18 protein-coding genes, 1 pseudogene and 1 CRISPR repeat array (1 of these 20 cut by a window edge) are annotated in these 25274 nt (G+C 62.8%); of the genes and pseudogenes, 4 read left to right on the top strand and 15 right to left on the bottom strand.

The genetic code is table 11. The annotated features are described in order from the left end of the window. Positions 1–11 precede the first annotated feature (11 nt). The 7 genes from aroB to ABWL39_RS00790 are packed head-to-tail and all read right to left on the bottom strand — an operon-like array spanning position 12 to position 6657. A complete protein-coding gene (gene aroB, locus ABWL39_RS00820) occupies positions 12–1097 on the bottom strand; it encodes a 3-dehydroquinate synthase (RefSeq protein ID WP_367786278.1) in 1086 nt (361 codons plus the stop codon). Further along, entirely contained in the window at positions 1078–1647 is a 570-nt protein-coding gene (gene aroK / locus ABWL39_RS00815) for a shikimate kinase AroK (protein WP_367786276.1), read from the bottom strand. Before aroK ends, aroB begins: the two co-directional genes overlap by 20 nt. 19 nt (positions 1648–1666) lie before the next feature. Next, positions 1667–3790 (bottom strand): type IV pilus secretin PilQ, encoded by a 2124-nt coding sequence (pilQ, locus tag ABWL39_RS00810; protein WP_367786275.1) that lies wholly within the window; start codon positions 3788–3790, stop codon positions 1667–1669. Next, positions 3790–4326, bottom strand: a complete 537-nt coding sequence (locus tag ABWL39_RS00805; RefSeq protein ID WP_367786273.1) for a pilus assembly protein PilP — start codon at positions 4324–4326, stop codon at positions 3790–3792. The genes pilQ and ABWL39_RS00805 overlap by 1 nt, the downstream gene beginning before the upstream one ends. A gap of 17 nt (positions 4327–4343) precedes the next feature. Next, complete coding sequence (locus ABWL39_RS00800; protein ID WP_367786271.1) at positions 4344–4994, bottom strand: type 4a pilus biogenesis protein PilO; 651 nt, start codon at positions 4992–4994, stop codon at positions 4344–4346. After that, a complete protein-coding gene (locus ABWL39_RS00795; RefSeq protein WP_367786270.1) occupies positions 4991–5587 on the bottom strand; it encodes a PilN domain-containing protein in 597 nt (198 codons plus the stop codon). The genes ABWL39_RS00800 and ABWL39_RS00795 overlap by 4 nt, the downstream gene beginning before the upstream one ends. Continuing rightward, positions 5584–6657: a pilus assembly protein PilM gene (locus ABWL39_RS00790; protein ID WP_367786268.1), complete on the bottom strand. Its 1074-nt coding sequence runs from the start codon at positions 6655–6657 to the stop codon at positions 5584–5586. Before ABWL39_RS00790 ends, ABWL39_RS00795 begins: the two co-directional genes overlap by 4 nt. 179 nt (positions 6658–6836) lie before the next feature. Here ABWL39_RS00790 and ABWL39_RS00785 point away from each other — a divergent pair, with 179 nt between their 5' ends. From ABWL39_RS00785 to ABWL39_RS00775, 3 genes are all read left to right on the top strand, one after another. Beyond that, entirely contained in the window at positions 6837–9137 is a 2301-nt protein-coding gene (locus ABWL39_RS00785) for a penicillin-binding protein 1A (RefSeq protein WP_367786266.1), read from the top strand. 119 nt (positions 9138–9256) lie between these two features. After that, positions 9257–9904 carry a hypothetical protein gene (locus ABWL39_RS00780; RefSeq protein WP_367786264.1) on the top strand — a complete coding sequence of 216 codons (648 nt, stop codon included), beginning with the start codon at positions 9257–9259 and terminating at the stop codon, positions 9902–9904. 15 nt (positions 9905–9919) lie between these two features. Then, positions 9920–10687, top strand: a complete 768-nt coding sequence (locus ABWL39_RS00775; RefSeq protein ID WP_367786263.1) for a flagellar brake protein — start codon at positions 9920–9922, stop codon at positions 10685–10687. Between the two features lie 12 nt (positions 10688–10699). On the opposite strand, the gene hemB is transcribed toward ABWL39_RS00775, so the two are convergent. Next, a complete protein-coding gene (gene hemB, locus ABWL39_RS00770; RefSeq protein ID WP_367786261.1) occupies positions 10700–11701 on the bottom strand; it encodes a porphobilinogen synthase in 1002 nt (333 codons plus the stop codon). Positions 11702–11794: 93 nt separating this feature from the next. On the opposite strand from hemB, the gene ABWL39_RS00765 reads away from it, so the two are divergent. Beyond that, positions 11795–12976: a class I SAM-dependent RNA methyltransferase gene (locus ABWL39_RS00765; protein ID WP_367786259.1), complete on the top strand. Its 1182-nt coding sequence runs from the start codon at positions 11795–11797 to the stop codon at positions 12974–12976. Here the strand turns inward: ABWL39_RS00765 and ABWL39_RS00760 are convergent. The 7 genes and pseudogenes from ABWL39_RS00760 to ABWL39_RS00730 form a co-directional block, all read right to left on the bottom strand. Further along, the gene (locus tag ABWL39_RS00760) at positions 12967–13611 is read right to left on the bottom strand and encodes an MBL fold metallo-hydrolase (RefSeq protein WP_367786257.1); all 645 of its coding nucleotides are present in this window, start codon (positions 13609–13611) and stop codon (positions 12967–12969) included. The genes ABWL39_RS00765 and ABWL39_RS00760 overlap by 10 nt on opposite strands. Before the next feature lie 78 nt (positions 13612–13689). Further along, positions 13690–16467, bottom strand: coding sequence for a M16 family metallopeptidase (locus ABWL39_RS00755; RefSeq protein ID WP_367786256.1), 2778 nt, complete (start codon positions 16465–16467; stop codon positions 13690–13692). A 13-nt stretch (positions 16468–16480) separates the two neighbouring features. Beyond that, on the bottom strand, positions 16481–19240 hold the full coding sequence (locus ABWL39_RS00750; protein ID WP_367786255.1) for a M16 family metallopeptidase: 2760 nt from the start codon (positions 19238–19240) through the stop codon (positions 16481–16483). Between the two features lie 354 nt (positions 19241–19594). Next, positions 19595–20191 (bottom strand): cysteine hydrolase family protein, encoded by a 597-nt coding sequence (locus tag ABWL39_RS00745; RefSeq protein WP_367786905.1) that lies wholly within the window; start codon positions 20189–20191, stop codon positions 19595–19597. A 30-nt stretch (positions 20192–20221) separates the two neighbouring features. Beyond that, positions 20222–20686: pseudogene (locus ABWL39_RS00740) on the bottom strand (N-acetyltransferase family protein); the annotation flags it as partial. Positions 20687–20767: 81 nt separating this feature from the next. After that, a complete protein-coding gene (gene ybiB / locus ABWL39_RS00735) occupies positions 20768–21757 on the bottom strand; it encodes a DNA-binding protein YbiB (protein WP_367786253.1) in 990 nt (329 codons plus the stop codon). A 54-nt stretch (positions 21758–21811) separates the two neighbouring features. After that, positions 21812–24511, bottom strand: coding sequence for a molybdopterin-dependent oxidoreductase (locus tag ABWL39_RS00730; protein ID WP_367786251.1), 2700 nt, complete (start codon positions 24509–24511; stop codon positions 21812–21814). Positions 24512–24919: 408 nt separating this feature from the next. Next, positions 24920–25274: a CRISPR direct-repeat array (repeat unit 29 nt; unit sequence CGGTTCATCCCCACGGGCGTGGGGAACAG) (it continues 8044 nt past the right edge of the window).

Raw genomic sequence — 25274 nt, 5'->3', positions numbered from 1 at the left:
CCGCCAGCCCCTCACGCGAGGCAGGCAGTAATGGCGTCGCCCAAGACCGATTCCGGCACGTCACCACGGATCACCGCCTGGCCGATGGCAGAGACCAGCACGAAACGAATCTTGCCGGACTCGACCTTCTTGTCGTGCCCCATGAGCTCAAGGTAACGGTCGATCCCCAGATCAGGCGACTGGGTCGGCAACCGCGCGCGACGGATCAGCTCGACGATACGTGTCTGCTCGGCGGCACCCAGTATGCCCAAACGCCGGGAAACATCAGCCGCAATCACCATGCCGGCGGCAACGGCCTCGCCGTGCAGCCATGCGCCGTAACCGAGGCCGGTTTCGATGGCGTGGCCAAAGGTGTGCCCAAGATTCAGCAGCGCACGCACCCCGCCCTCTTTCTCATCCGCCTCGACGATGCGGGCCTTGTCTTCGCAAGAGCGCTTGATCGCATATTGCAGTGCATCCGTATCGCGAGCGATCAGCGCATCGATGTTCTGTTCCAGCCACTCGAAGAATGGCAGGTCGCCCAGAATACCGTACTTGATGACCTCCGCCAGGCCCGCGCGCAGCTCGCGATCAGACAGCGTCGCCAGCACCGAGGTGTCGGCAAGCACGAGGTTCGGCTGGTAGAACGCACCGATCATGTTCTTGCCCAGCTCATGGTTGATCGCCGTCTTACCGCCAACCGACGAGTCGACCTGGGACAGCAAGGTCGTCGGTACCTGAATGAAAGGCACACCGCGCTGATAGGTCGCGGCGGCAAAGCCCGCCATGTCGCCCACCACGCCACCACCCAGCGCGATCACAGGTGTCTTGCGCTCGCAGTTGGCGCGCAGCATGCCTTCATAGATCAGGTTCAGCGTCTGCCAGTTCTTGTGGTGCTCACCGTCGGGCAACACGATCGGGACGATACTGCAGTCCAGGCTGGCCAGGGTTGCCTGCAATTGGGCGAGATACAGGGGTGCCACCGTCTCATTGGTGACGACGACAGCCCGCTTTTGCCCCTTGAGTGCCGGCTTGATCAGGTCGGCATTGGCCAGCAGCCCCTCGCCAATATGGATCGGATAGGCGTGGTTATCGAGTTCAAGCTGAAGGGTTTGCATTGCCGGCATGGGTATTCGCTTCTTTCAGGCTGCAGATTTTGCGTTCGACCAAGGCAGTGAGGCTGTGGACGTTCTGATGGGCGGTATCGATCACGATGTCGGCGACATCGCGATACAGTGCATCGCGCTGCTCAAGCAAGGCCATCAGCTTGGCGCGTGGATTCTCGGTTTGCAGCAGCGGGCGGCTCTTGTCGTGCTTGGTGCGCTCGAGAATCGCATCGATGCTGGCGCACAGGTAGATGACCGTGCCATGGGCACGCAAGGCGGTACGATTGTCCTCGCGCAACACGGCACCGCCGCCGGTCGCCAACACAATGTTGGGGCGCTTGACCAGATCGACGATGGTTTCATGCTCGCGTTCGCGAAACCCCGCCTCGCCCTCGATCTCGAATATCACCGGAATCCGGACGCCGGTGCGATGCTCGATTTCATGATCGGAATCGATAAATTCGAGATGGAGCTTCTTCGCCAGCAGACGCCCAACAGTGGTTTTGCCGGCCCCCATCATGCCGACCAAAAAAATATTGCCTGCCATTTTCATGGCAGGCATTGTAACCAAACCGTCAGGCTTAGCGAAGCGAGAGATTCTCGTCGAGCACCTTGGGCGTGATGAAAATCAGCAGTTCGGTCTTCTTGTCACTCTTGGAGTTCGACTTGAACAGATGACCGAGAATCGGCACATCACCGAGGAACGGAACCTTGCTTTCGATGCTCTGCAGATCCTGCTCATAGATGCCACCGATAATCGCCGTGTCGCCATTGCCAACCAGCACGGTCGTATTCACCCGCTTGTTGTTGATGACGAAATCGTCGAAGCCAGCCACCTTGTCGACCTGATCCTTGGTCACCGCCAAGTCCATCGAGATCTTACCGTCCGGTGTGATGCGCGGGGTCACTTCGAGCGACAGTGCAGCATTCTTGAACTGCACGGTCTGCGTACACGTCCCGCCGTTACACGTCGTCACGCGGTAGGGCACCTCCGTACCTTGCTCGATCTTGGCCTTTTGACGATCGCCGGTCACGACGCGCGGGCTCGACACCACCTTGCCTCGTCCGTCGGTTTCCATCGCCTGCAGCTCAAGGTTCAACAGCACGCCACGCGCGGCGTTCAAGACGGCCACACCGAGCGATCCATTGGTCGTTGCGGCAGATGGCAGATTCACGTTGAAATCCGACGAGCCAAGGCTACCTACCGCCGTGCCGCTCGCCAGCGACGTAGCGCCGCTAGCCGAGCCGGAGAAGCCGGTCTTGGTCGAGTTCTTGATGTTCTGCCCTTGCAGGCCAAGCTTCACACCCAAGTCACGCGAGAAAGCGTCAGATGCGATCACGATGCGTGCCTCGATCACCACCTGCTTGGCAGCGACGTCAACCTTGTTGACCAGGGTACGGATCTCCTCCAGACGGGTCGGAATATCCGAGATGAACAGGGTATTCGTGCGCGTATCGATCACGGCGCTGCCGCGAGCCGACAGCAGCTTCTGCTTATCGTCGGACAGAATCTTCTGGAAGGCTTCCGCATTGTGATACTTGAGCTGGAAGGTCTCAGTACGCAACGGCTCCAGTTCGTTGACCTTCTGCTTGGCTTCGAGCTCGGCCTTTTCCTTGGCTGCCAGCTCGTCACGCGGCGCGATCCAAACGACATTGCCGTTCTTGCGCTGATCGAGGCCACGGCTCTGCAGAATGATGTCGAGCGCCTGGTCCCACGGCACATCCTTCAAACGCAGCGTCAGATTGCCGGTGACGGTGTCGCTGGTGATGATGTTCAAACCGGTAAACTCGGCGATCACCTGCAGCACGGTACGAACTTCAACGTTCTGGAAGTTCAACGACAGCTTGTCGCCCTTGTAACCTTGCTTGCCGCCCTGCACCAGCTTCGTCGGATCTTCGACGACAGTCTTCACATCCACGACAAACTGCGTGTCGGTCTGGTAGGCCGAGTATTCCCACAGCCCCTTGGGTTCAATCACCAGCTTGACGTTGGAGCCCTGGGCAAATGCGTCCACGCGCTGAACCGGCGTACCGAAGTCCGTGACGTCGAGACGACGCTCGAGCTCACGTGGCAGCTTGATGTTCACCAGTTCGACAATGAGGTTCTTGCCCTGCTGGCGAATATCGATACCGGCATTGGCGTTGCGCATGTCGACAACGATCTTGCCCTCGCCATCCTTGCCGCGGCGGAAATCAATACCGCGCACGCTGTTGGCGGTGATGACCGGTGTGGTGGGCTTCTGGGCCGGCGCGAATTGCGTCGTCACATTGGCGGACTGGTTGCCAGCGACCGTGTTCGACAGGGTCAGATAGAGCTGATTGCCGTCTACGCGCGTTTCATAGTTGGCGGACTTGTCCAGATTCAACACCACGCGGGTACGCCCGGTCACTTCGACCACGTTCACGCTGCGGAGCAGACCCGAATTGATGTTCAAGGTGCTCTTGCCCATCTCGTTGGTCGTGCCAGGGAAATCAAGTGCAATCCTCGGTGGAGTATTGACGGCAAAGCTGGCAGGTGCCGCAGCCGGATTCTGCATGGTGAACTTGAGCACCAGCTTGTCCCCTACCTGCGAAGACACATCAATGGCTCGAATGCTGTTGGTCACCGCATCCGCAGCCAGCGCTGCAGCGACATGGAAAAGCAGCGCCAGGCCCAGTAGTACACGGGCACCGACAAATCCAAAGATCGGTTTGGCCTTTATCATTATTTTTTCTCCTGTTGTGTCTCATCGAGCACGATAGAACTGGTCCTCTCTACCCAATCCCCATTGCTGTCCTCGACGATCTCCTTGAGCTTGACTTCGGTCTCGGTGATCGAAGTGATGAGGCCGAAATTCTGCCCGATATAGTTGCCAACCTTGACCCGGTACATCGTTTTGTCCGGCTCCGGCGTCCTGATCAATGCATAAATTGCCTTGTCCCGCTCCAGCGTCCCAACCATCTTCAGTTTCTCGAGATCAAACGACTCGAGAGGTTCCTTAGGCCTGTTGGTGTCGGGAGCAAAGGCGCTTGCCTTGCCACGCTCCATCTTGAGCTTAATCGGACTGAACGGATCGGTCAGATTGAAGGCATTGTAGATGTAAGGCTCGTAGGGTTTGACTTCGGGAAGCGGTTCGACCTTCCCCACCAACGACTTGCTGCTGTCGTCCATCCACTGCTTGAGGTCGCCGAACTCTTCCCCGGCACAAGCGGTCAGCAGGCCACACAGCGCCAAGGTGCCGATACCCAGCCAAGTAGGCATGCGTGCTCGATCAGCCATCATTTCTTCTTGTCCTTGTTCTTCTCGGCTGCAGCCTTCTTCACTGCCAATGCCTCTTCAGGCTCCAGGTAGCGATAGGTCTTGGCGATCGCGCTGAGAACGAAGCCGTATTCCTTACGCTCCTTTTCGTCCTCGGGCACCTTCACCTCGATGTCGTTGAGCGTCACGATCCGCGAGAGCTGGGCGATATCGCTGGCGAACGCAGCAAAGTCATGATAGGACCCGCCCACTCTAACCTCCACGGGGAGTTCTGCCATTTCTGTCGTCTTGATTTCCGGCCCCGGCTTGAACAGGATGAACTGAAGGCCACGGCCAAGGCCGACCTGGTTAACCTCGGTCAGCAAGGCATCGATCTCGGACTTCTTGGGCAGCTGTTTCAGCATGGCACCGAAGCTCTGCTCGATTTCATACAGCTGCTGCTTGTATGCATCGAGGTTGACGGCCTTGCCCTTCTTGTCCAGAAAGGTCTCCTTGAGCTTGGCTTCGTCCGTCCGTCCGACCTCAAGGTCGTCGAGCTGACCGCTCCAGACCTGCCAATACCCCAGGCCAAGCACCAGGGAGATGATAATCACCAGTGAGCCCAACTGAACCGGCAACGGCCAGTTGCCGATATCCTTGGGGTCGAGTTGTCGCAGTTCGTCGAGCGTCATTTCTTAGCATCCTTTGCCGCTGGCTTGGCGCCACCCTTCTGGTCCTTCTCTTCCTGACGCTTCAGTTTGACGTTCATCTTGAACTCGTTGAGCCGCTGATTGTCCACCCTGACAGCTTGAATCTGCTCGAGGTTGGGCATTTCGAACGCAGGAGAATCATTCAGCGCACGCATCAGCGTGGAGACACGGGCGTTGGACAACGAATAGCCGTTGAGCGTCACCACGTCGTCCTTCTGTGTGATCTTCTTGTAGTAGATCCCGTCCGGCGTCTGGCGTGTAATCTGGTCAAGCATGCGAACGACTTCGCTGCGATTTGCCTGCAGCTTCTCGATCACACGCTTGCGATCGAGCAGATCCTTGCGCTTGGCCTTGAGCACGTCGATTTCGCTGATTTCCTTATCGAGCTTGGCAATTTCCTGCTTGAGGAATTCATTCCGGCTGCGCTGGGTATTGATGCGTTCCTCGAGCACGGTGTAACCCGCGAGGACGATCAAGATACCGAGCCCGGCGGCCATCCCGGCGACGATGTAGAAGCGGGCCGCGCGCGCCTTGCGTTTCTCTTCCCGGTGGGGAAGCAGGTTTATGCGGATCATGCGTCAAACCTCCGCAGGGCAAGGCCACAGGCGATCAACAGCGCCGGGGCATCGAGCAGCAACTGGCGCGGCTTGATGCGGCTGGATTGCGTCATATTGAGGAAGGGATTGGCAATCATGGTGCCCACTTGTGTACGGTTCGCCACCACTTCATCGAGGCCATGGATGCTGCCACAACCGCCGGCGAGAAGAATGTGGTCGACTTTATTGAACTGTGTGGACGTGTAGAAGAATTGCAAAGCGCGAGATACCTCCAGCGCCAGGCCGTCCATGAACGGCTGCAGGACCTCGGGTTCGTAGTTTTCTGGCAGGCCACCGCTGCGCTTGGCGGCTTCCGCCTCTTCCGACGACAGGTTGTAGCGGCGCTGGATATCCTGCGTCAGCTGGTTGCCGCCGAAAGCCTGTTCCCGGAAATAGATTTGCTGCCCGTTGCGGACGACGTTGATGTGCATCATCGTCGAGCCAATATCGACAATCGCCACCACCTGGTTCTCGCCATCACCAGGCAACTGGCGCTGGATCAGCTCATAGGCGGTCAAGGTTGCGAACGACTCGACATCCATGACGACAGCCTTGAGGCCGGCCGATTCAACGGCGGCAACACGGTCTTCGACCTTTTCCTTGCGCGATGCAGCCACCAGCACCTCGACTTCATCAGGTGTGGCGGGCGATGGCCCCAGTACCTGGAAATCAAGATTCACCTCGTCGAGCGCAAAAGGAATGTACTGATTTGCCTCAGTCTCGACCTGCAATTCCAGTTCGTTTTCGTTCTGGCTGGAGGCGACCGTGATTTTCTTGGTAATGACCGCAGCCGACGGCAAGGCCAGGGCCACGCTCTTGATACGTGTCCCCATCAGGCGCCAGGCACGCTTGACGGCCTCGCCCACTGCCTCCAGATTGACGATATTTCCGTCAGTCACGGCGTCCTTGGGCAGCGGCTCGACCACGTAGCGCTCGATGCTATACGCCTTGCCGTTGTGGCTCAGCTCGACCATTTTCACGGCAGAAGAGCTGATGTCCACTCCTATCAACGGCGGCGATTTCGGCTTCAGGAAATCGAGGATTTTCAAACCATTTATCCTTTTTATAGTTCAGGCTCGTAGCATAAGTTTATGCTAATCTTATTCAAATGTAGCAGTAAGAAAATGTCATGTAAAGTAGCGACTGGCTTCTTTAAACCCCTGTTCCCACCTATAATTTGCTACTACATCTTTAACGACAACTACATCTAGTAGAATTCTTTTTCCTCATGTCAAACCGTTGGATTGTGTATCCGCTCGCGGCGCTCTTCGGCATCCTGCTGCTGGCGGCTGGCGCGGTAGCTTTGCTGGTCATCCTGACCTACCCCAGACTCCCCTCTCTCGACACCATCACCGATTACAAGCCCAAGATTCCGCTGCGAGTCTACACCTCCGACGGCGCACAGATCGGGGAATTCGGCGAGGAGCGGCGTGCCTTCGCAAAAATCGAGCAAGTTCCGCAGCGCATGAAGCAGGCGATTCTCGCGGCGGAAGACGAACGATTCTACGAACATGGCGGCGTCGATTTCATCGCCGTGACGCGTGCTGCCCTCTCCAATCTGATTCCCAACCACACCCGCTCCGGTGCCGGCACCATCACCATGCAGGTTGCCCGCAACTTCTTCCTGACGCGGGAGCAGACCTACAGCCGTAAGTTCAACGAAGCGCTGCTAGCTTTCAAGATTGAACATAATTTGAGCAAAGACAAGATTCTGGAGCTCTACGTCAACCAGATATTTCTTGGCCAGCGTGCTTATGGCTTTGCTGCGGCGGCCCAAACCTATTTCGGCAAAAACCTCGATCGCTTGAGTACGGCCGAGATGGCAATGCTGGCCGGCCTGCCGAAAGCGCCGTCCACCTTCAATCCGGTGGCCAACCCCAAGCGTGCGAAACAGCGTCAGGAATATGTGCTGCACCGCATGCTTGAACTCAATTTCATCAACGATGAGCAATACCAGCAGGCCGTGCACGAAAAGCTTCACGTGCAGCGCGGCACGGCGATTTTCTCCGGCAATGCGCTCTATGTCGCCGAGATGGTGCGACAGTTGATGTTCGAACGTTACAAGGAAGAGGCCTACACCCAGGGCTTCAAGGTCTACACGACGATTGGCGCCGCGCACCAGCAGGCAGCCTACGAATCGGTGCGGCGCGGCCTGACCGAGTATGACCGTCGCCACGGCTATCGCGGGCCGGAGTCCTTCGTCGAGCTGGCCAGCGACGCCAGCGACGACGCCTTCGAAGACGAGCTGCAGAAGGTTACCGATGCCGATGATCTGCAGCCAGCGCTGGTGCTCGCAGCAGACAGCAAACAGATCAAGGCCTACCTGAAAGGCGGGGAAATTGCGACGGTCAGCGGGGCCGGCCTCAAATTCGCCCAGCGTAATCTGTCGGACAAGGTCAACCCGGCCAACCGTATCCGCCGCGGCGCGATCATTCGCTTGCAACACGACGACAAGGGGCAGTGGAATATTGTCCAGCTGCCGCAGATCGAGACCGCCTTCGTAGCGGTGGACCCCAATAGCGGTGCCGTCCGCGCGCTGGTGGGCGGGTTCGACTTCAACCGCAACAATTTCAATCACGTAACCCAGGCATGGCGCCAGCCAGGCTCGAGTTTCAAGCCTTTCATCTACTCGTCCGCACTCGAAAAGGGATTCACCCCGCAGACCATCATCAACGATGCGCCGCTGGTGATCGACCCGGCGACGATCGGCGGCCAGAGCTGGGAGCCGAAGAACTACGATGGCACCTTCTCCGGCCCGATCACCATGCGCAACGCGCTGACCAAGTCGAAGAATCTGGTATCGATCCGCATCCTGATGTCGATCACGCCGCAGTATGCGCAGAGCTACATCACCAAGTTCGGCTTTGACCCGAAGAACCACCCCCCCTATCTGACGATGGCGTTGGGCGCGGGCTCGGTGACTCCCCTGCAGATGGCGGGCGCCTATTCGGTATTTGCCAACGGCGGCTACCGTGTCACCCCGTATTTCATCGATCGAATCGAGGACAGCCGGGGCAATGTGCTGGCCAAGACACAGCCGGAACAGGCGGGCAGCAATGCGCCACAGGTGATCGACCCGCGCAACGCCTTCATCATGACCTCGATGATGGGCGACGTGGTGCGGCGCGGCACCGCGGCCAAGGCGATGACTCTGGGCCGCAAGGACCTCGCAGGCAAGACAGGCACCACCAACGACCAGTTCGACGCATGGTTCGCCGGCTACCAGCGCAATCTGGTTGCGATAGTCTGGATGGGCTATGATCAACCCAAGTCATTAGGCAGCGGCGAAACGGGCGGTATCGCGGCCTTGCCGATCTGGATCAACTACATGGGCAAGGCGCTCAAAGGCGTGCCCGAATACGAGCCGGTCGTGCCCGAGGGCGTGATTGCACGCACCTTCGAGACCGAGAACGGCGGCTTCTCCGACTACTTCTACCAGGAGTTCACCCAAACCAATCCTAATCTGGGTCTGGACAGCGGCACACCATCCAGCCAGGCGCAAGATGAGGTGAAAGACATGCTGTTCTGACACCGCTGACAGCGTTTCCGCCCGGCCTGCCGATGCAGGCTGGCGGCGGGATAGGGTGGCCCGGCGCCACCCCTGTTTGAAACCCAACAGGTAGGCGCAGCCCCCAGGATAGGTTCATCATGCCCAAGGCACGAGACAAGAGTGGACGGCACTTGGCCATCCGCGAGATGATCGCCCACAGCGCGGCTCGTCTTATCGCCATCGATGGCATCGAGGATTTTGCCCTCGCCAAGAAGAAGGCGGCGCGGCAGGCCGGTATCGACGACCCGCAGAATCTGCCGACCAACGGTGAGATCGAACAGGCACTCAAGGCCTATCGCGACATCTATTTCAAGGAAGGACATGCGGAGCTGCTGGCGTCACTGCGCCGCGAGGCGCTGCGCGTGATGAGCCAGTTCCGGGATTTCTCGCCCTACCTCGTCGGCTCGGTGCTGAGCGGCACGGCGGGCCGCTATTCGGACATCAATCTGCAGCTGTTTACCGACTCGGCCAAGGAGGTCGAGATCGACCTGCTCAACCGGCGCATCGACTTCCGTCACCAGCCGCTCCCAAACGATCGGGCGGAAATGAGCGTCAGCTTCTACTCCAACGATATTCCGGTCAGCCTCACCGTCTACCCCCATGACGACATGCGCCGCACCAGTTCGCGCCACGACATGCAGCAACTGGAACGGGCACGCATCGATCAGGTCGAATTGCTATTGCAGGAGACGCCCGGGCCAGATGGCGCGGGAATCGCAATCGAAGCAGGCCAGACGGCAGAATGAAGAGAACAGGCCAAGATGAGCGGTGACAAGCGCCACACCCCGACGGACCCGGTCAAACCTATCAGCAGCGACAGCCCCTATCTGCTGCGCGGTGCGGTGGACATCGCCTATGTACTGGCGTCCCTGGTCAAGCACCACAGCAGCATCACGGCCTTTTACAACGAGCGCCAGGAGTTTGCCTCGGTCACGCTGCTCGCCATCGACACCAAGTCGCACCAGCTGATCATCGACCCGAGCCCCAGTGCCACCGCCAATGCGCAACTGACCCAGGCCGGCAAGGTGATGTGCGTCAGCTCGCACGACAAGGTCAAGGTACAGTTCGACACCGGGCCGTTCCGCCCTATCCAGTACCAGGGGCGCTCGGCCTTCACCGTGCCGATACCGGACAAGCTGCTGAAGCTGCAACGGCGCAACTACTACCGGCTCAGCATCCCCTACAGTCAGACGCTCAAGTGCGTCATCCCGATTGCCGGGCAGATGCCGGTCGAGGTCGAAGTCATGGACATCAGCCTCGGCGGTATCGGCATGATCGGCTATCCGCTGGAAATCGAGCTGGAACCCGGGCTGACCTATGAGAATTGCAGCATCAGCCTGCCCGGCGTAGGGCTCATCGTGACGACGCTGCAGATCCGCTCCAGCTTCGACTTCGTGTTGCGCACCGGCCTGCGCACGCGGCGTTCGGGTTGCCGCTTTCTCGACCTGACACCGCAGACCGAGCAGATCATCCAGCGCTACATCCTGGAGCAGGAGCGCAAGTTCCGCGCCCGCCAGCTCAGCGAATAACCGTTTCCCGGCTCAGCCCTGGAGCCATTCCGCCGCATCGAGCGCGAAATAGGTCAATACTGCATCGGCACCCGCGCGCTTGAACGCCAGCAACGATTCGAGCACCACGGCACGCTCGTCGAGCCAGCCGTTCAGCGCCGCGGCCTTGAGCATCGCGTATTCACCCGACACCTGGTAGACAAAGGTCGGCACGCCGAATTCGTCCTTCACGCGACGAACGATATCGAGATAGGGCATGCCCGGCTTCACCATCACCATGTCGGCGCCCTCAGCGAGGTCCAGCGCCACCTCGCGCAGCGCCTCGTCGCTGTTGGCCGGGTCCATCTGATAGGTGTACTTGTTGCCCTTGCCCAGGCTGGTGGCGGACCCCACCGCCTCGCGGAACGGGCCATAGAATGCCGAGGCATACTTGGCCGAGTAGGCCAGGATGCGCGTGTGGATCATCCCCCTGGCTTCGAGCGCCTGGCGCAGGCTGGCAATGCGGCCATCCATCATGTCGCTCGGTGCCACCATGTCGGCACCGGCCGCGGCATGACACAAGGCCTGCTTGGTGAGGATTTCCACCGTTTCGTCGTTGAGCACATAGCCGCTGCCGTCGATCACGCCGTCCTGGCCATGGCTCGTGTACGGGTCCAGGGCGACATCGGTGATCACGCCCAGCTCGGGGAAGTGCTCCTTGAGCGCCTCGATCGTGCGCGGCACCAGGCCCTCGGGGTTGTAAGCCTCGCGCCCGTCGAGCGTCTTGAAACTGGCATCGATGACCGGGAACAGCGCCAGCGCCGGAATGCCGAGCTTGACCGCGCGCTCGGCCGTATGCAGCAGGTGGTCGATACTCTGGCGCTCGACGCCGGGCATCGACGAGACGGGCTCGACGCGGTTGCTGCCATCGAGTACGAACACCGGATAGATCAGATCGTTTGCCGTCAGCACGTTTTCGCGCATCAGTCGGCGGGAAAAGTCGTCATGGCGCATGCGGCGCGGGCGGATCAACGGGAATTTGCCTTGGAAATTCATGCAGCTACCTCGATAGATTGACAGCTAAACTTAGAGCCAGCCGTGACAGTCAATTGTGCTATTCTGCCGCGCTTGCCCAAAGAGGACCTTGATATGTCGCAAAAGCCCACGCACCAGTATTTCGCCCCCTGCCCTCGCGGACTGGAACCCGCGCTGGCGGAAGAATTGAGCAGCCTGGGCGCGGGTGGCATCAAGGCGGTGGACGGTGGCGTCCATTTTAACGGCGACTGGTTGATGGGGGCAAAAGCCAATCTCTGGAGCCGCACCGCGAGCCGCGTACTATGGCGCGTGGGCGACGGCCAGTACCGGACAGATCAGGACATCTATGCGCTTGCACGCAACACCGAATGGGACTGGCTATTCGACGTGAAGCGGACCATTCGCGTACAGATGACCGCAAACAAGAAGGCGCCGATCCAGAGCGTCGAATTTGTCACGCTGCGCGTCAAGGACGCCGTGTGCGACCGCTTCCGCGACACATGCGGCGAGCGTCCGAGTGTCGACCGCGCCAATCCCGACGTGCGCATCCATGGCTTTCTCGACGGCACGCGCTGCACCCTGTATGTGGATTTCTCCGGCGAGCCGCTGTTCAAGCGCGGCTGGCGCGTGGCCACCAACGAGGCGCCAATCCGCGAGAACCTCGCCGCGGGCATTCTCATGCTCGCCGGCTGGACGCCCGAGCAGACGCTGCTCGACCCGATGTGCGGCAGCGGCACCTTCCTGCTCGAGGCGGCGATGATGGCGCTCAATATTGCGCCCGGGCTCAAGCGCAGCTTCGGCTTCGAAAAGCTCAAGACCTTCCACCGCATCAAGTGGCAGGCCTTGCTGGACGAGGCACGCACCGCCGCCCAGCCGCCGCACCCGCTGGCGATCTACGGCAGCGACAAGTACGGCGACGCGCTCAAGGCGGCGCGCGCCAACCTCGAGCACGCCGGCCTTGCCGATTGCGTGCAGCTCAAGCAGGTCGACCTGATGGAAGTATCGGCGCCGACCGAGACCGGCGTACTGGTCGCCAACCCACCTTACGGGGTACGGCTGGACGAACTCGACAAGCTGGCCGAGATGTACCCGCAGATCGGCGCCGTGTTGAAGAAGAAATTCTCGGGCTGGCGCGCCTATTTCTTCACGGCCGACCCGGCGCTGGCCAAGCTGATCCGCCTGTCGGCCTCGAAGCGCACGGTATTGTTCAACGGCGCGCTCGAATGCCGCCTGTTCGAATACAAGATGGTGGCCGGCAGCAACCGCAAGGACTCGGCCCAGGCCGATCAGCCGTAACGCTTGTCAGCCACGAAGGGGTTGGTCGCACGCTCCTGACCGAAGGTCGACATCGGGCCATGCCCCGGCACGAAACGCACGTCGTCGCCAAGCGTCCACAGCTGCTGCTTGATCGAATCGATCAGCTGCTGATGATTGCCGCCCGGGAAATCGGTGCGGCCGATCGAGCCGGCGAACAGCACGTCGCCGACGAAGGCGACGCGGCTCTCGGGCTCGAAGAAGATCACATGGCCCGGCGTGTGGCCTGGGCAGAAACGCACCAGCAAGCGAAGCGGGCCTAGCTCGACCACATCGCCCTGGGCCAGCCAGCGATCCGGTACAAAGGTCTTGGCGTCGCCGAAGCCAAACATCTGCGCCTGCTGCGGCAGGGCCTCGATCCAGAACTGGTCGTCCATGTGCGGGCCCTCGATCGGCAGGCCGAGCTTGCTGGCCAGTTCGGCCGTGCCGCCGACATGATCGAGATGGCCGTGCGTGAGCAGGATCTTCTTCAGCATCAGCCCATGTTTTTCCACTTCGGCCAGGATGCGCGCCACGTCGCCACCGGGGTCGACCACGGCGGCCTCGCGCGTGGCGTCGCACCAGATCAGCGAGCAGTTCTGCTGGAATGGGGTAACCGGGATGATCTTGAATTGCATGATGAGTCCGTCAGGGCTGAAGTCGGCGGCAGTCTAGCACGACAGCCCTCCCCTTGACCGCGGGGAGGGCTGCTGGCGCTACTTCCTGTCGCCCTTGCCGGCAGCGGCAAAATCACCGGCCACCACCTGCACCAGCTTGCCGGCATCGAGATACTTGCGCAGCGCCGCGTTGACCTCGTTCGCCGTGGCGGCCTTGATTTTTTCCTCACGCTCTGCCGAGAAGGCCATGGTTCGCTTCAGGTACAGCTGGTTGGCCAGCCCACCGGCCAGCGTGCCGTCCTGCGCGCGCGCCACGCGTGACGCCTGCAGCAGGCCGCTCTTGGCCTCTTCGACCTCCTGCTCGGTCACACCATCCTTGAGCAGGCGGGTAAGCTCTTCCTGCACGCCCTGCTGCACGCGCGCCAGGTTCTGCGGCGCGAAGATGGCCTGAATGCCAAGCCCGCCGTTTGCATCCTGGCTGCCCGCCACCAGCCAGGAGCCCGCACCGTAGCTGAGACCCTCCTTCTGGCGCAGGCGATCCATCAGGCGCGACTTGAGGCTGCCGCCACCGAAGACGTGCTCGCCGATCAACAGCGCCGGGTAATCCGCATCGTCATCCCGAAGCGGCAGGCGCTGCGTCGCGAGCAGCACGGCGTTGGCCTTGTCCGGTGTCTCGAAGCGCATCGCAGTCGGCTCGGCGGGCACGAACGGGCCCGGCACGCGCGCATAGCTGGCGGGGCTGTTCCAGCCGCCGAACAGCCTGGCCAGCTGCGGTTGCACGGCAGCGGCATCGAAATCGCCCACCAGCGCCAGTTCACCGTTGTTCGCGCCATAGAACTGGCGATGGAAGGCCTTGAGCTCATCGAGCTTGATCGCGTTGATGCTGGCCAGTGACTCGTCCACGCTCTCGACATAGCGCACGTCGCCCTGGGGATAGGGGTTGGCATAACGCGCCAGGGCGTTCTGCGCGACCGCGCCGGGCTCGCGCCGCTGGCCTTCGACATTGGTCAGCCAGCTGGTGCGGAACTGCTCGAACTCGCCCTGCGGGAAGGCGGGCTCGCGCAGTATCTCGCGCAACAGGTCGAGAAAGGCCGGCAAGGCGTTGCGGCGGGTCTCGAAGTTGATGCTGACCACGCCGCCATCGCCGCCGATACTCATGCTCGCCTTCAGTTCGTCGAGACGGTCGGCGATCTGCTGACGGCTCAGCTTGCTCGTGCCTCGGCGCAGCATGCCGGCCGTCATCGCGGCCACCGATTTCCGGCCCTTGAGGCTGCTCTCGTCGCCAAACCGCAGCACCAGGCTGCCGTTCACCGTGTTGCCACGCGTCGTCTTGGGCAGCAGCGCGAGCTTCATGCCGTTGGCCAGCGCGGTGCGCGTGGTGCGCTGCTCGATATTGGCCGGCGTCGGGTCGAAGGCCTCGCCCTCGGCCAGCGCGGCGCGGCCCTGGTAGCCCTCGACCAGCGGCGCGACCTCCGGTGTCGGCGGGATCGCGACACGCTCGGCCTTGTCGGTGGGAATGAATTCGCCGAGCGTGCGGTTGGGCTCGCGCAGATACGTCTCGGCAACGCGCTGCACATCGGCCAATGTGACTGCGGCAATACGGTCGCGCCCGACGAAGAACAGGCGCCAGTCACCGACCGCGATCGCGCTCGACAGGGCCACCCCGAGCGCGGACGGATCGTTCTGCAAGTCCTCGAAATCGTTAAGCAGCGAGGTCTTGGCGCGCTTCAACTCGTCTTCGGTGATCGGCCTGCGGCCCACGCCCTCGACGACATCGAGCAGCTGCTGCTTTGCCTCGTCGCGCGACTGCTGCTTGTTGAGCTTGGCGAAGAACAGGCCGTAACCGGGTTCTTTCAGCGCAAAGCCGTTGGACCAGGCTGCGGCGGCCTTGCCCTTCTCGACGAGTGCCTTGTGCAGGCGGCCGTTGGGCGTGTCGCCAAGGATTTCCGCCAGCACCCAGAATGGCGGATAGTCGGCATGGCTCGCCGCTGGCACGTGGTACATCGCGCCGACGAGCTGCATGTCGCCCACGCGCTTGAGCGTCACAGAACGGGCACCATCCTGCGCCGGCTCGACGGTATAGCTCGGTTCGAGCACGCGGGATGGCTTCGCGATTGCGCCGAAATAGCCCGCGATGCGGCGCAGCGTGGCGGCCGGATCGAAGCGCCCGGCCACCACCAGCACCGCGTTGTCGGGCTGGTAATACTTGCGGTAGAAGGCCTGCAGGTTCTCGATCCTGACGTTCTCGACATCCGAGCGCGCGCCGATCGGGAACTTGCCGTAGTTGTGCCACAGGAAGGCCGTCGCCACCATGCGCTGCATCAGCACGCCGGCGGGGTCGTTCTCACCCATCTCCATCTCGTTGCGCACGACGGTCATCTCGCTGTCGAGATCCTTCCTGGCGATGAAGGAATTGACCATACGGTCGGCCTCCATCTTCAGCACCCAGTCGAGGTTGTCGTCGGATGCGGCAAAGGTCTCGAAATAATTTGTGCGGTCGAACGAGGTGGTGCCGTTGTAGCGCATGCCGCGCTTGCCCAGCTCCTGCACGATGCTGGTGCCGGGCAGGCCCGGCGTACCCTTGAACACCAGGTGTTCGAGCAGGTGGGCCATGCCGGTCTCACCATAGTTTTCGAGACGCGAGCCGACCAGGTAGGTGACGTTGACGGTCGTGGTCGGCTTGGCGGCGTCGGGCGCCAGCAGCACGCGCAGGCCGTTAGCGAGCCGGTATTCGGTGATGCCTTCGACCTCGGTGTAGCGGCTGATGCCGGCAGGCAGCGTCACGGCCACCGGGGTCTGTTCGGACCAGGCCGGCAGCGGTGCGCACAGGCTGGCCAGCGCCAGGCTCAGGGCCAGCGCAGTGGATTTCAGTCTCATCTATTCCTCTTCGTTATTGTTTGCTGTCGGCCTGTGCCTTCAGTTCACCGGCGAACACGCGGGTAAAGCCTGCCGGGTCGAGCTGGCGCTTGAGCGCGGCATTGATATCGGCGGCCGTGAGCCGCGCCACCTTGTCCTGCAGCGCTGCCGCATCGCGCATGCTGCGGCCGAGCCGCAACTGTTCCGCCAACTCGCCCGCGAGTGCGGCATCCTGCGCCCGGCCGAGCTTGATTTCCTGCAGCAGGCCCGCCTTGGCGTCGCTGACTTCCTGCTCGCTGACGCCATCGTGCGCGAAACGGCTCAGCTCCTCGCTGAACCCGCGCTTCAGCCGCTCAAGGTTCTGCGGCGCGTAGATCGCCATGGCGCGCAGCTCGGCATCGTCATCCTGCGCGCTCACGTTCAGAAACGAGCCCGCATAGTAGCTGATGCCGTCCTGTTGGCGTAAGCGGTTGATCAGGCGCGAGCTCAGGCCGCTGCCCTGGCCAAGTATGTAGTTGGCCACGAGCAGCGCCGGGTAGTCGGGCGAACGGTCGGTCAGCCGCAGCGGCAGGGCGGCGACGAAGAAAGCATTGGCCTTGTCCGCCAGCTGCACACTGAGTTCGGCCGGCTGGCCCGCGTCAAACGGCCGCGCCACCCGCCGATAGGGGCTGGCGCTGCGCCAGTCGCCGAACAGGGCGTCGAGCTCGGGCTTGATCGCGGCTGCGTCGAAATCGCCGACGATGGCGAGCTGGGCGCTGTCGCCGCCGTAAAAGCGCTGGTGAAAGCCCTTGACCTGCGCCAGCGTCACCGACTGGAGCGCCGCTGTCGACTCGTCGAAGCTCGGCTGGTAGCGCACATCGCCGACCGCGTAGTGGTTGAAATGCCGATACAGCGTATTCATCGCCAGGGCTTGCGGGTCGCTGCGGCTTTCCTCGACGTGCGCCAGCGACTCGTTGCGCAGTTGCGCAAATTCGGCCTCGGAGAATGCCGGCTCGCGCAGCAGCTCACGCACCAGCCGCAAGGCCTGCGGCAACGACTGGCGCGAGCTCTGCAAGGTCAGCGCGCCGCCCTCGGCGTTGCCGTCGTAACGCCATTGCGTCTTCAGCGCATCGAAGGCCGATTGCAGCTGCTGCCGGCTCTTGTGCTCGCTGCCACGCCCCAGCATGGCGGCGGCCAGCCGGCCGATCTCGCGCTGCCCGGCGAGCGACTGCTCATCGCCAAAGTGCAACGCCAGCGTCAGCGACACCGCCTCGCCCCGGGTCTTTTTCGGCAACAGGGCCAGCCGCATGCCGTTTTTCAGTGCCGTGCGTTCGGTGCGTGCCTCGATATGTTCGGGCGTCGGGTCAAAGGCCTCGCCCTGCGCCACCGGCGGCTTGCCCTGGTAGCCCGCCAGCGCCAGCTTCAGGTCAGACTGGGGCGGGATGACGGCGCGTTGCGGCTTGGCATCCGGGATGAACTGGCCGAGCGTGCGGTTGCTCGACAGCAGGTAGTGGACCGCCACACGCTGCAAGTCCGTGGCCGTAGCGTGCTCGATGCGGTCGCGCAGCAGGAACAGGCTGCGCCAGTCACCCAGCGCGATGCTCTCGGACAGCCGCACGCCGAGCGCTTCCGGGTCGTTCATCAACTTGTCGAAGCCGTTGAGCCAGCGTGCACGCGCGGCCTCCACCTCGTCGTCGGTGATCGGCCGCTGTGCCAGGCCTTCGAGCTCGGTCAGCAGCGCCTGCCGCACCGCTTCGCGGTCACCATCGACGCGCAGCTTGGCGCCGAACAAGGCATAGCCGGGCTCGTTCAGGTTCATCTGTTCGCCGAACACCTCGGTCGCCAGCTTCTGCTCGACCAGCCGCTTGTACAGCCGGCCATTGGGCGTGCCGCCGAGTACATCGGCCAGCAGCTCGAAGACTGCGGCATCGGCGTGGCCGCCATCGGGGCCGTGGTACAGCGCCGCCACGATCTGCGCGTCGCCCGCGCGGCGCAGGGTGATCTCGCGTTCGCCGTCTTGCGTGGGCTCGGTGGTGTAGGTCGGCTCAAGCACGCGCAGTGGCTTTTTCAGCGCGCCGAAATGCTGCTGCACCCAGCGCAGCGTCTGCGCCTCGTCGAACTTGCCGCTGACCGTCAGCACGGCGTTGTCGGGCTGGTAGTACTGGCGATAGAAGGCCTGCAGATGGGCGATGTTGACGTTCTCGACGTCGGCACGGGCGCCGATGGTGTCCTTGCCGTAGTTGTGCCACTGGTAGGCAACGGCCGTCATCTTCTGCCACAGCACGGACATCGGGTCGTTCTCGCCCGACTCCATCTCGTTGCGCACGACCGTCATCTCGCTGTCGAGATCGCGCTTGGCGATGAAGGAGTTGACCATGCGGTCGGCCTCCATGCGCAGCGCCCACTGCAGGTTGTCGCCCGACGCCGGGAAGGTCTCGAAATAGTTGGTGCGGTCGAACGAGGTGGTGCCGTTGGACTGCATGGCCCGCCGCGTGTAGTCCTCGTCGATATGCGGGTGGCGCGGCGTGCCCTTGAACATCAGGTGTTCGAGCAGGTGCGCCATGCCGGTCTCGCCATAGTGCTCGTAGCGCGAGCCGACGAGATAGGTCACATTCACCGTGGTCGTGGGCTTGGATTGGTCCGGCGCCAGCAGCACGCGCAAGCCGTTGGCCAGCCGGTATTCGGTAATCCCCTCGACACGGGTGACACGCTGGACGCCAGCCGGGGCCGCGGCCAGCGGTGCCGCCACTGGCGCGGCCTCGGGCAGCAGGCTCAGGGCCAGGCTCAGAGCCAATGCTAGACGACGCATATGCATGGTGATGGTTTACTCCAAAAAGACAAACCTGGCGGGCGCCCAGCGCAGGCCCTGCGATCGGGGCCCATGCGCCGCTCGCAACGCCGCGTGAACAGGTGCTGGGTCAGGCCAGGGTTGCAGCCGGAAAAAGATAACGATATCGACAAGTGGGTGGCGTCCGGGTTCAGTCGCTGCCGCGACAGGCATCGCAGCCTCCACCATCAACGCAGTCGCCGCCATTGCCGCTGACAGCGATACGCCGGGCGGGATGCAAGCGCTCTGGCCGACGGCAGCCGCAGCGCTGATCGCGCGTCAAGGCCAGGAGCCGGTGCGTAAGCGGCTTCTGGCCTTGACGCGGCCCAGCAGGCCGGCCCATCAGGGCAAGGCGGCCAGCACCTGCGCCGCGGCCGTCACCGAGGCATACTCGCCATCGAGATTGGCGAGCGCCAGCGCATGCACCTCGTCGGCCGGCCAGTAGCGGCCATTCCAGTCGGTGCGGCCGAAGGTGAAGCAGGCATCCTGCGCGAGCCAGGTGTTGAAGCCGAGATTGCCGGCCATGCGCACGGTCGCCTCGACCGAGTTGTTGGTGGTCACCCCGGCGACAACCAGCGTGCCGCTGCCGGCAGCCCTGAGCTCGGCTTCCAGTGCGGTGCCGACGAAGGCGCTGTTGGTCTGTTTCTCGATCACGCGCTCGCCCGGCAGTGGCAGTGACTCGGGCTTGAAGTCGTTGCCGGGCTGGCTCGGGCGATAGGGCGAATCGGGCTCGGTCGACATATGGCGCACATGCACGACCGGCATGCCACGTTCGCGCCAGGCGGCCAGCAGGCGCGCGACCTGCTGCTCGGCATCCGGGTTGTTGCGTGCACCCCAGCACGGCTGGTCGATCGCCTGCTGCATGTCGATGAGCAGCAGACAGGCATTGGCCGGCAAGGGCGGGATCGCCGGTTGCGGCTTGGCCGGCTCATCGAGCAGCTTGCCGAAGTGGTATTCGTCCCAGTAGCTGCCATCGTCGAGCTTCAGCGAGTGGCGCTTGATGCCCTCGCAGCGGTAGCCGAGCGACAGGTAGAGCTGCTGCGCGGGCCGGTTGTGGGCGATCACGGTCAGCTCGATGCGCGTCATGTTCTGCTCGCGCGCCCAGGCCTCGGCCTCTTGCAGCAGATGCTTGCCCACCCCCTGCATGCGGTACTCGGGCAGCACGCCGACGATCAGGTAGCCGCGATGCCGGTCGCGGCTGATATTGCCGCCGATCAGCCGCAGAAACCCCGCCAGCCGGCCGTTACCGGGGTCGGCGACGAAGATCATGCTGTTGTCGGTGGACAGTGTGGAGCGGATCGTGCCCTCCATGATCGCGCCGCTCGGCAGGCGGTCACGCGCGGTCAACAGCATGAAGGGGGTATCGAGGATGAGCGCGCGGAACATCGCCGCGAACGCGTCGGCGTCATCCTCACGAATCGGTCGGATATGCATGACAATCCTTATTTTCGTATGTCATGCAATCTACCAAATATTGCCCTATCTTGACGAGCGCTTACTCTAAATGCATAAAAATCAGACGGCTGCGAGGCTGCCGGTTTCCACCGCCACGATGGCCTTGGCCTGATTCATGTCGTCGGCGTAGCCGCATGCATACAGGCAGCAGGCGAGCTGGTTGACGAGCGGCGTCGGCAACGGCTGGTGGCCGGCCAGCGCCTCCTTGATCCAGGCTGCCGTGGTGGCGGCGTCGATGGCCTCGGGCAGCTTCGGCAGGTGCGTGATCGGGCCGGCCTCGGCCTCGAACAGCACCTCGTGCAGGCCATCCTTGAACAGCTCGATCTGCGGACGCCGCTTGGGGTTGGCAAAGGCCTCGCCCTCGGTGCCGCGCATCAGCATGGCCGTGGCCGAGCTGCCGAGATAGAAATCGCGCATCTTGGTCAGGTATTCGGGGTGGCTCACGCTGACCAGCCGCACGCTGTTGCCGTCGAACGGGTCGATCATCTTGATCAGGCTATGCGCGCTGCCGCGCACGCCGAGCCGCTGGCGCAATGCGAGCAGGCTGGCGAGCCCCGGCGAGATGACCTGGGTCGGCACGAAGGCGATGCCGTCGCGGTCGATCGCATCCTGCGCGCGCGACAGGGTCGGCGATGGCTGCACCCCCAGTTCGCGCAGGATGGTGGCGGTGCCGACGCGGCCCATGCCCTCCAGCGGGCCGTGGATCAGCACCGGAATGCCGAAGCGGCCCTGCAGCAAGAGCGCCAGCAAGGGCAGCAGATTGGGCTGGTGGCGCGCGCCGTTGTAGCTTGGGATCACCACTGGCGAAGGCTTGCCGCTGGGGCGGCGCAGGCGCATCAGCCGCTCGTCCGCCGCGCGGTAGAAGCCGCAGAGTTCGTCGTGCGCTTCCGACTTCATGCGGAAGGCGATCAGGATGCCGCCGAGCTCGAGGTCGGAGACCCCGCCATCGAGTACGGCGGAGAACAGTTCGTAGGCTTCCTCCTGGTTCAAGTCACGCGAGCCATCGCGGCCGCGCCCGATCTCGCGCAAAAAACGGGGGATATTCAGCATGCCTGTTCCGATCTGTCGCGGGTCGATGCCCGCGCTGGTGTTGTTTCCGCAAGCTCAGGCCGGTATTGGCTTGAGCGTGATCATCCGCTTGATTTCCGGCACGCACGAACCGCACGAGGTGCCGCATTTGAGCTTTTCCTGCAGCCGCACCAAGTCGAGCCCGGCGGCAATCCCCGCCTGGATGTCGCGTTCCGACACATTGAGGCAGTTGCAGACGATTTTACCGCGACTTTCGCCGCCGACAGGCGGGTTGGCCGTCGGCGCCAGCATCCACGGCCGCAGCTCGGCGGCGGCATGGCCTTCGGCCATCAGCTCCTTGAGCCAGTCGCGTGCGGCAGTCTCGCCGGTCAGGCGTACACCTTCGATGCCGCCATCCGCCCCGACCAGCACGCGCTTGGAAATACCGCGCTTCGGGTCGGTATAGGTCATGCAGTTGCCTTCGTCCACCATGTCGAGCAGCACATCGAGCTCGTGCAGCAGCGCGGCGTCCGGCGCCTCGGTGCAGGCCACGCGCAGGATCGTCGCCGGCTCATCGCACCCGAACAGGCCCACGGTAGCATAGGTAAATCGGCTCAGATACGGCTGCAGTGCCTGCATGCGAGACAGCGCGTCGCCCTTGCGCATGATCACCATCTGCCACGGCAGCTCGACCTTCTCGACCTGCACCGCGGCGTGCTTGAGCTCGGGCTGCTTGGATACCGGGTCGAACTTGCCGGTGGTCAGCGCGTTAACGCCCACACCCGACATGAACTGCCCGCCCCAGTGCATGGGCAGGAAGGCCTGGCCCACGCGCACATCGTCGGATGCCTGCACGCGCAGCACCGTGGCGCCACGGCGGCTCTTGACGCGCACGATGTCGCCGGCCACGAGCTTGCGCCGGCTCATGTCGTCCTGATTCAGCACCAGCGTCGGCTCCTCGACGTGGTTGTACAGCCGCGCCACCGTGCCGGTGCGGCTCATGCCGTGCCACTGGTCGCGCAGGCGGCCCGTGGTCAGCCGCAGCGGATAGCGGGCATCGGCCGGCTCGGCCACCGGCAGGAAGCGCGTCGCGACAAACTGCGCCTTGCCCGATGCGGTCTCGAACTTGAAATCCTCGTAGAGCCGCGCCCTGCCGCTGCTCGCGGCCTCGGGGAACGGCCACTGCTGCGGGCCCAGGCTATCCAGCCGCTGGTAGCTCAGGCCGGTGATGTCGAGATCGCGGCCACGCGTGCTTTCCTTGTGCTCGTCGAACACCTGCTCCACCCGCTCATACGGGAACAGCGTGGGCAGGCCGGGGCGCAGCCGGGCTTCGAGCCGGCGTGCGAAATCGACCGCGATGCGCCAATCGGCGCGCGCCTCGCCCGGCGCCGGGATGGCCGGCCGCACATGCGAGATGCGCCGCTCGGAGTTGGTCACCGTGCCCTCGCGCTCGCCCCAGGTGGTGGCCGGCAGCAGCACATCGGCGTAGGCCGTGGTATCGGTCTGCCTGAATGCCTCCTGCACCACCACCAGCTCGGCCGTCTCCAGCGCCTCACGCACCAGGTTCACGTCCGGCATCGACTGCGCCGGGTTGCTGCAGGCGATCCACACGGCCTTGATCTCGCCGCTGCGCACGGCCTCGAACAGCTCCACCGCCGTCTTGCCGGGCCGCGCCGGCACCTCGTCGACCCCCCACAGCCGCGCCACTTCGGCACAATGCTCAGGGTTGGCGAGGTCGCGGTGCGCCGACAGCAGGTTGGCCATGCCCCCCACCTCGCGCCCACCCATCGCATTGGGCTGGCCGGTGAGCGAGAATGGCCCGGCGCCGGGCCGGCCGATCTGGCGTGTGGCCAGATGCAGGTTGATCAGCGCCGCGTTCTTGTCGGTACCACGGCTGGACTGGTTCAGCCCCATGCAATAGAGGCTCAGCGTCGCCTTCGACTCACCGAACCACTTCGCCGCCTGCACCACCTGCTCGGCCGGGATACCGCAGATATCGGCCACGAACTGCGGCGTGTACTCGCGCACCAGCGCCTTCAGCGCATCGAATCCCTCGGTGTGCTCGCGGATGAAGGCCTGGTCGCACAGCCCCTCCCACAGCAGCACATGCAGCATGCCGTTGAACAACGCCACATCGGTGCCGGGCAGGATGGCCAGGTGCAGATCAGCCGACGCCGCCGTATCAGTGCGGCGCGGGTCGACCACGATCAGCTTCAGCTGCGGGTTGGCCTGCTTCGCATCCTCGATGCGGCGGAACAGGATCGGATGCGCATAGGCGGTGTTCGAGCCGGCGATAAAGATCGTCTCGGCATGGTTCACGTCGTCGTAACAGGCCGGCGGCGCATCCGACCCCAGCGTGGCCTTGTAGCCCGCCACCGCGGACGACATGCACAGCCGCGAATTGGTATCGACGTTATTGGTGCCGATCAGGCCTTTGGCCAGCTTGTTGAAGACGTAATAATCCTCGGTCAGCAACTGCCCCGAGATGTAAAAGGCCACGCTATCGGGCCCGTGCTCACGGATGGTCTCGGCGAAACGCGCCGCCAGATGCTCCAGCGTCGCATCCCAATCCGCCCGCTCGCGCACCTCACCGCGCTCGCCGCGCAACTCGGGGTACAACAGCCGCGCATCGAGCCCGGCCGTCAGATGCAGTGTCGAGCCCTTGGTGCACAGCCGCCCGAAATTCGCCGGATGCGCCGGATCGCCCTGCACATCAATGATCTTGTCGTTATCAGTCTTGATGAGCACCCCGCAGCCTACGCCGCAATAACAACAGGTTGCCTTAGTCGTTTGCATGTATCTCTCCAGCTTTTGACTGGCCACATGCAAAGGTTGTGCCACCAATACAAATCAACTAATAATCAATATGATGCAGCTTAATTCCGGCCCGGCTGGCAGGCACAGGTCCAAATTGGTGCACCAAAACCGGCCACCCACGCCTTGACATGGTGCAACGGCAAGCCGACATCGCCACATGCGTTAGCGGTTATGCACGAATTGGGGGCGTGGGGGTGATTTGGGCGTGCCTATGCGTTGACACACCACTTCCCTGAGAAGGGCGAACCAGTCCGGCCATGGACATACACTTCTCCGGCATCAGTCGGTCGGAGCTTCATATTTGGACGCTCACTGCGGGTGGGGCTCACATTCCCACAGGCGTGGGCCGCCGCCGCAGGATAGCATTTCATGTGAATAGTGTTTACACGGCTCATCCCCACAGGTGTGGGGAACAGTGGCCAGCCAATTCTGGCCTCGGCGTCCGCCACCGGTTCATCCCCACGGGCGTGGGGAACAGGGCTCGTGTCTGCAAGAAGGTATTGAGCGCATCGGTTCATCCCCACGGGCGTGGGGAACAGGTGACAAAGTGACGCGAGGCCGGGCTCGCCAGCGGTTCATCCCCACGGGCGTGGGGAGCAGCTGATGGGGATCATCCCCAACAATACTGGCGGCGGTTCATCCCCACGGGCGTGGGGAACAGGCCTATGGCAACATCGACTCGCTGCACGGAATCGGTTCATCCCCACGGGCGTGGGGAACAGCGGCTTGCGGCAGAAGCGGT

It is taken from the genome of Chitinivorax sp. PXF-14 (assembly GCF_040812015.1).
GTDB lineage: Bacteria > Pseudomonadota > Gammaproteobacteria > Burkholderiales > SCOH01 > JBFNXJ01.
The sequence above is the reverse complement of the archived record's forward strand: the minus strand, read 5'-3'. Positions and strand labels throughout refer to the sequence as shown.